Source organism: Cellulomonas septica, from assembly GCF_012396155.1.
Classification (GTDB): domain Bacteria; phylum Actinomycetota; class Actinomycetes; order Actinomycetales; family Cellulomonadaceae; genus Cellulomonas; species Cellulomonas septica.
The window spans coordinates 1-9597 of sequence record NZ_JAAXOY010000062.1 but is presented as its reverse complement, the minus strand read 5'-3'; the positions used below and the strand labels follow the sequence as shown (position 1 = coordinate 9597).

Here is a 9597-nt window from a genome sequence, read left to right as displayed (position 1 = left end):
GTCGACGTCGACGGGCGGGCGACCCCCGACGTCGTGGTCGTGGTCGAGCACGGTGCGGCCGACCCGGCGCGCGCGACGCTGCTCGTCGGCTCGGGCGTCCCCCACCTGTCGGTCGTCGTGCGCGAGGGCGATACGCTCGTCGGCCCGCTCGTCGACCCGGGACGCGGCCCCTGCCTGCGGTGCCTCGACCTGCACCGCACCGACGTCGACCCGGTGTGGCCGACGCTCGTCGCCCAGCTCGTCACCGCTCCCGGTCGTGCCGACGGCCCCGAGGTCGGCGTCGTCGCCGGGGTCGCCGCGTCGACCGCCGCCGCCTGGGCCCTGACGTTCCTCGACGGCACCGCCGGGCCCAGCCGTGGGACGACCTACGAGCTCGGCCTGCCCGACGCCCTGCCCCGGGTACGCGAATGGGCGGTGCACCCGGACTGCGGGTGCACCGCCCTGCCCGTCGTGGGACGGGTACCGGTGCCGACGACCTGAGGGTCGCCGGAAGATCGGGCGGTGGGGCGCCCCCTCGTCAGGGTGCGCCCCGCCGTCGGGTCAGGCCGCGGGGGCCGGGTTCTTCCGCGGGCGTCCCCGGCCACGCTTCGTGGCGACGACCACACCGCCGATGAAGACCTGACCACCCCAGACGCCCCAGGGTTCGGCCCGCTCGATGGCGCCGGCGAGGCAGCCCTCCATGAGCGGGCACTCCCGGCACAGCGCCTTCGCGCGCTCCACGACCACCGTCTGCTCGGCGAACCACAGCTCCGGGTCGTGCGAGCGGCACGGGATGAGGTCGGCGACGAGCGCGTCGAACTGGGTGTCGTCGGTGGTCGCGGTGCTGCCCGTGGGAGGCCAGGCGCCAGATCCGCCCTGGTTCACGGTGTCGAGCAGCGTCGTGAGCCGCACGATGTCCTCCTGATGTCCTCGCTGATGAGCGTGTCGTTCGTGGTCCGGACCGGACCGACACGTTCACCCCGGGTCATCGGGGAAATGTGAAGGCCGCGGATCCGATGTACGGACTCCGCGGCCTGGGCGACCTCAGTGGGTCAGACCTAGGGAGTCCTGAGACGGATGTAGCGATCGGTGGTGGGGCGCTTGCGCCACGTCGGAAGGAGCTCGGTGTCGACACCCGTCCCCTGGAACCGGCCCTCGATGGCCGTCATCCCGGAGATGGACACACCACGCCCCTCGAAGCCGGCGCCGGTGGGCGCGGCGACATGTGCGCACGCCTGAGCGACGCTCGAGGTGACGATCAGGTTGGTGTTCATCGCGACTCCCACCTCCTTCCGGCTCCGGGCTCTGGCCTTCCGGCGCAGCCCACGTTCAAGGACGAGGATCACAGTAGGGCGGGGTCGTGACGCGGGACAACCGAATAAACGACATGTCTTCGACGAATCTCCGACGGTCGCCCGTTCAGCCCTCTCGCACGCCCTCCGTCGACCCGCCCGGGCGCCCGTCGCCGCCCTGCGGTGCGGACGTGCGTCGGCCCGCCCGTACGCCGCCGTCAGCCCTGCGTCGCGCTCCCGGCGGCGCGTGCGACGACCGCGAGGACGTCGTCGCCGAGCGTCGCGAGCGTCTGGGCACCGACCCCCGGCACGCGGCCGAGCTCCTCACGCGTGCGGGGCTGGTGCAGCCCGATGAGCGCGACGGTCGCGGACGTGAGCCGGACGAGGTCGTCGGGCGCGAGCTCGACGTCGAGGCCGCGGCGCCCGCCCGAGACGAACACGGTGTCGAACAGCCACACGGTCTCGTCGACGACCGTCGGGTGCGCGGTCTTCTGGCCCAGGGGCGAGATGCCGCCCGCGACGTAGCCCGTCGCCCGCTCGGCGTCGGGCCTGGCCGCCATCGCCGCCTTCTTGCCCCCGGCGGCGTGCGCGAGCGCCTTGAGGTCGAGCTTCCCGGTGACCGGCACGACCGCGACCGTGAGCCGGCCGTCGACGCTCGTCATGAGCGTCTTGAAGACCTGCTCCGCGGGGACCCCGAGCACCTGCGCGGCCTCGAGCCCGTACCCGACGTCGCTCGCGGGGTCGTGCTCGTAGGGGTGCGCGGTGTGCGGCACCCCGGCCGCGGCGAGCGCGACGAGCGCAGGGGTACCGGTCGGAGCGTGCTTCGCGTCCTTCTTCGCCACGGGCGCCAGCCTAGGACGCGTGCGCACGCGCGGGCCGGGTCGTCCGGGCCGTCACGCGGGTCCCGCGAGGTGCGAGGCTGGGGGAGTGAACACCCTGCTCAACGTCATCTGGCTCGTCTTCGCGGGACTCTGGCTCGCGCTCGGCTACGTCGCCGCGGGCGTGCTGTGCTGCCTGCTCGTCGTCACGATCCCGTTCGGGATCGCGTCGTTCCGCATCGCCGGGTACGCGCTGTGGCCGTTCGGGCGCACCGTCGTCGACAAGCGGACCGCGGGCGCGTGGTCGACGATCGGCAACGTCATCTGGGTCGTCGTCGCGGGGATCTGGCTCGCGATCGGGCACGTCGTCACGGCGATCCCGCTGTTCCTGTCGATCATCGGCATCCCGATGGGCATCGCGAACCTCAAGCTCATCCCCGTGTCGCTGCTGCCGCTCGGCAAGGAGATCGTCCCGACGGACCGCCCGTTCGCGGCCTACGGCGCCTGACGCCGGCGTCGGCGCGCGCCACCCGCCGAGGTCAGAGCGCGAGCCCGACGACGCTGCCGACGCCGTAGGTGACGGCCATCGCGAGACCGCCCCCGATCACGTTGCGCAGCACGGCCCGCCGGACGGGTGCGCTGCCGGCCCGGGCGCTCAGCGCACCGGTCACGACGAGCGCGACGATCACGGCCGCGGCGACGACCGGCACGCGCGCGCCCGCGGTCGGGACGAGCAGTACCGCGAGGACAGGAACGAGCCCGCCGACGAGGAACGCGACCCCGCCGAACATCCGTCGCTCCACCACGGGCACCCGCGCCCCGACGAGCGCGCGCACGCGTCCGGCCAGCACCTCGTCGACCATCGCGCTCCCCTTCCGGCGAGGCGTCCAGCGGACGGGCGGACCGACGACCGGCGCCCTGCTGCCCCGACGGCTCAGTCTGCCGCGACGAGGACCTCGACGTCCCGTGCCCGGAGCGCGTCGTGCAGGTCGTGCGGCGGCGCGACGTCGGTGACGAGGTAGTCGGCGCGGCCGAGGTCGGCGATCTGCGCGAACAGCCGGCGGCCGAACTTCGAGGAGTCCGCGAGCACGGCGACGCGCGCGGCGCGGTCCATCATGTCGCCCATCATCTGCGCCTCGGCGAGGTTGCTCGTCGAGTAGCCCGCGTCGACCGCGACCGCGCCCACCCCGATGATCGCGAGGTCGCAGCGGATGTCGAGCTCGGGACCGCCCGCGAGCGCCGGGAGCCGCACCGGGCCGACCGTCGCCTGGGCGCTCGCGCGCACGGCCCCGCCGAACACGTAGAGGTCGCGGTAGACCTTCGGCGCGATCTCGGTCGCGAGGCGCAGGCTGTTGGTCGCGATCGTGAGGTCGCTGTGGTCGGCGAGGTGCCGCGCGAGCGCGAGGGTCGTGGTGCCGGCGTTGACGACGATCGCGGACCCGTCGTGCACGAGCGTCGCGGCGAGCGCGCCGATGCGCTCCTTCGCGGTGGTCTGCAGCCGCAGGCGGACGTCGAGGCCGGTGTCGGGCCGCGGGATCGCGGACGTGCTGACCGCACCGCCGTGCGTGCGGATGAGCACGCCGTCGGCGTCGAGCGCGTCGAGGTCGCGGCGGATGGTGTCGGCCGAGACGTCGAAGCGGTCGGCGAGCTGCGCGACGGTCACCTCGCCGACCTCGGCCACGTACGCGGCGAGCTCGGCCTTGCGCCCGGCCGGGAGCCGCCGCGCGGTGCTCCCGGCGTCGGTGGCGGTCGAGGAAGTCATGCAGGAACTTGTAGCACACCGGTGCGTACTTTTGCGACTGTCTGCGGGGTTCAGCGTCCCCGCAGGAACACGCACATGGGAGCGTTCCCGCAGACGCCTGCGCAGTTCAGCGCACTGATACGTCCATCACCTGCAGTGATGCCCCTCGGCAATCGTCTCGGCCGCGCGCACCACCACCCGCAAACCGGGCGCTTGACGGCACAGCGGGGCGCAAGTACGTTCTGGAAACACGCAGATGTGCGCAAGAGTCCGCATGAAGCGGCACTCACGATGGCAACCGAGATGAGGTGGGTCATGGGCAACGGAGCTCGGATGACACGAGCTGTGGCGACGCTCGGCGCGGTGGCGCTGGTGGCGACCGCGTGCAGCGGCGGTGGGTCCGGCGGCTCGGGCGACGGGGAGAGCGGCGGCGACGTCACGCTCGAGTTCTCCCAGTGGTGGGAGCCGGAGCTCCCCGACGGCGAGTTCCGCGCGCTCATGGACGAGTTCGAGGACGCCAACCCCGGCATCACGGTCGAGCTCCTCAGCGGCCCGTACGCCTCGACCAAGGAGCAGGTGATCGCCGGCGCCGCGGCGGGGACGATGTCCGACGTCGTCGGGCTCGACGGCGCGTGGGTCAACGACTTCGCGCAGCAGGGCGCGATCGCCGACCTGTCGTCGATCATGTCCGACGCCGGGTACGACGACAGCCAGCTCGTCAGCCAGGTCGCCGTCGACGGGTCGACGTACATGATCCCCGTCGTGAACTTCGTCTACCCGATGTTCACGAACGACGCAGTGCTCTCGCAGGCCGGCGTCGCCGCGCCCCCGGCCACGCGGACCGAGTTCGCCGACGCGGCCGAGAAGATCACCGGCCTCGGCAACAACACGTACGGCTGGGTCCTCCCGCTGTCGCTCGAGGCGCCCAACGGCGTCCAGAACGACGTCATGTCGTGGGTGTGGGCGTCCGGCGGCTCGATGCTGAAGGACGGCCAGCCGGCGCTCGTCGACAACCCCGACGTCTCCAGCGGCGTCGAGTTCGTCGCCGACCTGTGGGACAAGGGCGTCGTGTCGCCCGGCGCCTTCACGATGAAGGAGCAGGACAAGGTCGAGGAGTTCACCAACGGCCGGGTCGGCATGATGATCGACTCGCTCGCGCACGTGAACACCATCCGCGAGGCCAACCCCGACCTGAAGTTCTCCATCTCGGCGATCCCGGCCGAGGACGGGTACACCGGCGAGCGCGGCATCCCCTACGCCTCGTGGGGCATCGGCATCTCGGAGAACAGCGAGCACAAGGCCGAGGCCTGGAAGCTCGTCGAGTTCCTCATGAGCAAGGACACCAACGCGCAGCTCTCGTCGATCGCGCACGCCTTCCCGGGCAACACCGAGTCCGTCCCGGACTTCGTCACCGAGGACGAGCTGTTCGGCACCGCGTTCGAGATCTACCAGAACGGCTACCCGGCCAACGAGTTCACGGGCCTGCCCGTCGCCGAGCAGCTCATGCGCGACTTCAGCGAGGAGCTGCAGCGCGCCCTGCAGGGCGACCAGACCGTCGACGAGGCCCTCGCAGCCGCCCAGAAGAAGTGGGAAGCGGAGTTCTAGGGGCGCACCACCCCTGACCCGGACCGGCCGCGCCAGGCCGACCCCCCGAACGCCTGGCGCGGCCCCATCCCCCGAGGAGACAGCCAGTGATCACGTCCCACCCCACCCGGGCGCGCACGGACGACCACCCGGTCGCCGTCGCCGCGGGACCGGAGCCCACCGGGGCGCCGGCACCCCGCCGCGGGCTGACGCTCGCGCAGCTGCGGGCCCGGTTCACGCCCTACGGGTTCCTGACCCCGACCGGCGTGCTGCTGATCGTCCTGATGGTCACCCCGATCGTCATGGTCGTGCAGTACTCCCTGATGGACCGGGTCATCACGAACAAGAACCCCGCGTTCGTCGGCTTCCAGAACTACCTCGAGGTGCTCACCGACCCGGTGTTCACCGTCGCGGTGCGCAACACGCTCGTCTTCACGGTCGGGTCGGTCGTCGCGCACTTCGTCATCGGGCTCGCGTTCGCGCTGCTGCTCAACACCCCGCTGCTCACGCACCGCGTCAAGGCGTTCTTCCGCGTCCTGTACGTGCTGCCGTGGCTGTTCACCGTCGCGATCATCGCGGTGCTGTGGCGGCTGCTGCTCAACCCCAACGGCGTCGTCAACTACCTGCTCGGCACGTTCGGGCTCACCGACGGGCAGACGCAGTGGCTGTCCGACCCGTCGACCGCGCTCGGCGCCGTCACGTTCATCAACATCTGGTCCGGGTACCCGTTCTTCATGATCAGCCTGCTCGCCGGGCTCCAGGGCATCCCCCGCGACCTGTACGAGGCGGCGCGCGTCGACGGCGCCGGCTGGTGGGGGCAGTTCCGCAACGTCACCCTGCCGCAGCTCCGCCCGATCATCGTCTCGATGGCGCTGCTCGACTTCATCTGGACGACGCAGCAGTTCGCGCTCATCTGGATGACGACCGGCGGCGGCCCGATCACGTCGACCGAGATGCTCTCGACCTTCACCTACAAGCTCGCGTTCACCGAGTACGAGTTCTCGGTGGCCTCCGCCGCGGCCGTCGTCGTGCTGCTGCTGTCCATGGTCCTGGCGTTCTTCTACGTCCGGCACCAGAAGGCGAGGGACTGACCATGACCACCCTGGCTCCCACGGTCGGCACCACGACCGACCGGCCCCCGCTCCGGACCGCACCCAAGCAGACCGGCCGCAAGATCGCCGTCGTCGCGGCGCTCGTCGTCGGCGCGTGCTTCTCGGCGCTGCCCGTCCTGTGGATGCTGTCGAGCTCGTTCAAGCGCAACCCGGAGATCTTCGCCTACCCCCCGCGGCTGATCACGGACGGCTTCTCGTTCGACGCGTACACCACGATCCTCACCGACCCGGTGAAGCTGCGGTTCTTCCTCAACTCGTACGTCGTGGCGATCTCCGTGACGCTGCTGACGCTGCTCGTCGCGGTGCTGGCCGCCTACGCCTTCAGCCGCTACGACTTCTGGGGCAAGAAGACGATCAACGTCGTCGTCGTGTCGGTGCAGGCGGTCCCGCCGATCACGCTGCTCATCCCCTATTTCGGGCTGGTCGTCGCGCTCAAGCTCTACAACACCTACCCCGGTCTGATCCTCACGTACATGGTGTTCACGCTGCCCTACGCGATCATCATGATGACCGGCTACTTCAACACGCTCCCCAAGGAGCTCGACGAGGCCGTGAAGGTCGACGGCGCCGGTCCGATGACCGCGCTGTGGCGGATCCTCGTCCCCATCTCGGTGCCCGGCCTGGTCTCGGTCGGGATCTACACCTTCATGATCGCGTGGAACGAGTTCCTCTTCGCGCTCACCCTGACCCGGACCGAGGACATGCGCACGGTCCCCATCGGCATCCAGCTCCTCATGGGCCAGCACTCGTACGAATGGAACGAGATGATGGCGATGAGCATTCTCGGATGCATTCCCGTCCTGGTGCTCTTCCTGTTCTTCCAGCGATTCTTCATCGGTGGGATGACGGCCGGCGCCGTGAAGATCTGACCGATTCCCGCCACATTCCTGCCGGGGATACCGCAGCACGACCCGCAAGAACACCGAAGGAGAACACCCCCATGCTGATCAACGGCACCCGCCTGCTGGCAGTCGCGAACGAGCACAACTTCGCGGTGCCCGCGTTCAACATCAGCGACTGGGCGATGGGCAAGGGGATCTTCGAGATCTCCGAGGACCGGCAGGCGCCGCTCATCGTCGCGATCCACCCCGACGAGGTCAGCCACATCGGCCACGACCTGCTGCCCGCGCTGATCCACCGCGCGCACCGCTCGTCCGTGCCCGTCGCGATCCACTGGGACCACGGCGGCACCTACGAGCAGGCGCTCACCGCGATCCAGACGGGGTTCACCTCGGTGATGATCGACGCGTCGATGCTCCCGTTCGAGGAGAACGTCGCGATCACCAAGCGCGTCGTCGACACCGCGCACGCCGTCGGCCTGTCCGTCGAGGGCGAGCTCGGCACGATCGGCAAGCTCGACGAGCAGGCCGAGGACGGCGTCGCCGTCTCGCAGATCACCTACACCGACCCGGCCGAGGCCGTGGAGTTCGTCGAGCGCACCGGCGTCGACAGCCTCGCCGTCGCGATCGGCACGGCGCACGGCCTCTACCCCAAGCACGTCAAGCCCGAGCTCAAGCTCGACCTGCTGCAGGAGATCAAGGCCCTGCTGCCCATCCCGCTCGTGCTGCACGGCGGTTCCGGCAACCCGGACGCGGAGATCGGGCAGGCCGTGAAGCTCGGCGTCAACAAGATCAACATCTCGAGCGACATCAAGGTCGTCTACCACGACAAGATGCGCGAGGTGCTGGCCGACGCCACGCTGCGCGAGCCCAACACGATCCAGCCGCCCGCGATCGCCGCCATGAAGGAGGTCGCCGCGCAGAAGATCGACCTGTTCGACGCGGCCGGCAAGGCGTCCCTGTACTGACGCCACGCCCCTCCTGACCAGCGCCAGCACCACCCGCACCGAACGGCAGGTCCTCATGAGCACGCGCTACGTCCTCGGCCTCGGCGGCACCGTCGACTACGAGATCGCGTGGACGCCCGACGTCCTCGACCGGCTGGTCGCCGCGCACGCGATCACGCCCGACGAGCTCGACGTGCACGTGCCGATCGGCTCCGAGCGGGACCTGCTGCGCACGCTGCTCGCGTTCGTCCGCGACGGTGTCGGCGGGGAGCGGTTCGTCGCCTCCTCCGACATCGTCGCGGCGTTCGCCGCGCACTTCCCCGTCCGCGTGACCCTCGGCGGGACGTGCGTGCGGGCCGCGATCGCGATGGACGTGCTCGGCCTCGCGTCGACCGTCCACCTCGTCTCGATCGACGACCACGTGCGGCGACTGCTGCCCGCGTCGACGTCGTACCTGTGCAGCGCCGAGTCCGACAGCCTCGACCCGCACCTCATCGTGCAGTTCCCCGCGGGGACGACCGTCCGCGTCGGGTCCGACGAGGTCGTGGCGCCGCACCCGAACCGCATCATCTACGTCAACGACCCGCCCAACCGCGAGCTCCTCCTGCACCCCGGCCTGCCCGACGCGATGGCCGACGCCGACGTCGTGCTCGTGTCCGGCTTCAACGTCATCCAGGACGCCGAGACGCTCGAGCACCGGCTCGCCGACGTCCGCAAGGGCCTCCAGCGGCTGGCCCCCGGCGCGCTCGCCTACTTCGAGGACGCCGGCTACCACGTGCCCGCGCTGGCTCGGCGCGTGCGCGACGAGCTGTCCGCGCTCGTCGACGTCTACGCCATGAACGAGGACGAGCTGCAGTCCTGGCTCGGCCGCACGGTCGACCTGCTCGACGCCGACGACGTCGCCACGGCCCTCGTCGAGCTCGCGTCCGTCGTCCCGGCGCCCACGCGCGTCGTGCACACGAAGCACTGGGCGCTCGCGCACGGCGGCGACGCCGAGCGGTACCGCGCACCCCTGCTCGGCGGCATCACCATGGCCGGCACGCGGTACGTGCACGGCGACGGCTTCACGCCCGACGACTACGCCGCGACCGGCACGCGCGCGCCGCAGCCCGAGGGTGTCGCCTTCGCCGCGGCGCTCGAGTCCGTCCTCCCGAGCGCGGTGTGCGTCCCCGCGTTCGCGCTGGACACTGCCGCGCCCACGACGATCGGGCTCGGCGACACGTTCGTCGGCGGCTTCCTCGCCGCAGCGGGGCGGGCGTGAGCGGGACGGGCGGGACGCCGCCCG

At 71.0% G+C, this 9597-nt stretch carries 10 protein-coding genes and 2 pseudogenes; 7 read left to right on the top strand and 5 right to left on the bottom strand.

What is annotated here, in order from left to right; genetic code table 11:
• Window positions 1–480 (top strand): annotated as a pseudogene (locus tag HGA02_RS04505) (thiamine biosynthesis protein ThiF); the annotation flags it as partial.
• A 60-nt stretch (window positions 481–540) separates the two neighbouring features.
• Here the strand turns inward: HGA02_RS04505 and HGA02_RS04500 are convergent.
• The 3 genes and pseudogenes from HGA02_RS04500 to ybaK form a co-directional block, all read right to left on the bottom strand.
• A complete protein-coding gene (locus tag HGA02_RS04500; protein WP_124343094.1) occupies window positions 541–891 on the bottom strand; it encodes a WhiB family transcriptional regulator in 351 nt (116 codons plus the stop codon).
• A gap of 146 nt (window positions 892–1037) precedes the next feature.
• Window positions 1038–1253 (bottom strand): hypothetical protein, encoded by a 216-nt coding sequence (locus HGA02_RS04495; protein WP_124343095.1) that lies wholly within the window; start codon window positions 1251–1253, stop codon window positions 1038–1040.
• A gap of 374 nt (window positions 1254–1627) precedes the next feature.
• Window positions 1628–2113, bottom strand: a pseudogene (gene ybaK, locus HGA02_RS04490) (Cys-tRNA(Pro) deacylase); the annotation flags it as partial.
• Between the two features lie 85 nt (window positions 2114–2198).
• On the opposite strand from ybaK, the gene HGA02_RS04485 reads away from it, so the two are divergent.
• Entirely contained in the window at window positions 2199–2597 is a 399-nt protein-coding gene (locus HGA02_RS04485) for a YccF domain-containing protein (protein ID WP_168677976.1), read from the top strand.
• 31 nt (window positions 2598–2628) lie between these two features.
• Here the strand turns inward: HGA02_RS04485 and HGA02_RS04480 are convergent, their stop codons facing one another.
• Both HGA02_RS04480 and HGA02_RS04475 read right to left on the bottom strand, forming a co-directional pair.
• Window positions 2629–2952 (bottom strand): VIT1/CCC1 transporter family protein, encoded by a 324-nt coding sequence (locus HGA02_RS04480; protein ID WP_168677974.1) that lies wholly within the window; start codon window positions 2950–2952, stop codon window positions 2629–2631.
• Window positions 2953–3023: 71 nt separating this feature from the next.
• Complete coding sequence (locus HGA02_RS04475; protein WP_168677972.1) at window positions 3024–3851, bottom strand: DeoR/GlpR family DNA-binding transcription regulator; 828 nt, start codon at window positions 3849–3851, stop codon at window positions 3024–3026.
• A 312-nt stretch (window positions 3852–4163) separates the two neighbouring features.
• Here HGA02_RS04475 and HGA02_RS04470 point away from each other — a divergent pair, with 312 nt between their 5' ends.
• The 5 genes from HGA02_RS04470 to HGA02_RS04450 all read left to right on the top strand — a co-directional run bounded on the left by HGA02_RS04470 (window position 4164) and on the right by HGA02_RS04450 (window position 9573).
• Window positions 4164–5435, top strand: a complete 1272-nt coding sequence (locus HGA02_RS04470; protein ID WP_246247422.1) for an ABC transporter substrate-binding protein — start codon at window positions 4164–4166, stop codon at window positions 5433–5435.
• Between the two features lie 86 nt (window positions 5436–5521).
• Window positions 5522–6505 carry a carbohydrate ABC transporter permease gene (locus HGA02_RS04465; protein WP_343035267.1) on the top strand — a complete coding sequence of 328 codons (984 nt, stop codon included), beginning with the start codon at window positions 5522–5524 and terminating at the stop codon, window positions 6503–6505.
• A 2-nt stretch (window positions 6506–6507) separates the two neighbouring features.
• Window positions 6508–7395, top strand: coding sequence for a carbohydrate ABC transporter permease (locus tag HGA02_RS04460; RefSeq protein WP_210728160.1), 888 nt, complete (start codon window positions 6508–6510; stop codon window positions 7393–7395).
• Window positions 7396–7466: 71 nt separating this feature from the next.
• Window positions 7467–8333: a ketose-bisphosphate aldolase gene (locus tag HGA02_RS04455; RefSeq protein ID WP_124342293.1), complete on the top strand. Its 867-nt coding sequence runs from the start codon at window positions 7467–7469 to the stop codon at window positions 8331–8333.
• A gap of 55 nt (window positions 8334–8388) precedes the next feature.
• Window positions 8389–9573 (top strand): ADP-dependent glucokinase/phosphofructokinase, encoded by a 1185-nt coding sequence (locus HGA02_RS04450; RefSeq protein WP_168677968.1) that lies wholly within the window; start codon window positions 8389–8391, stop codon window positions 9571–9573.
• The last annotated feature ends 24 nt before the right edge of the window (window positions 9574–9597 follow it).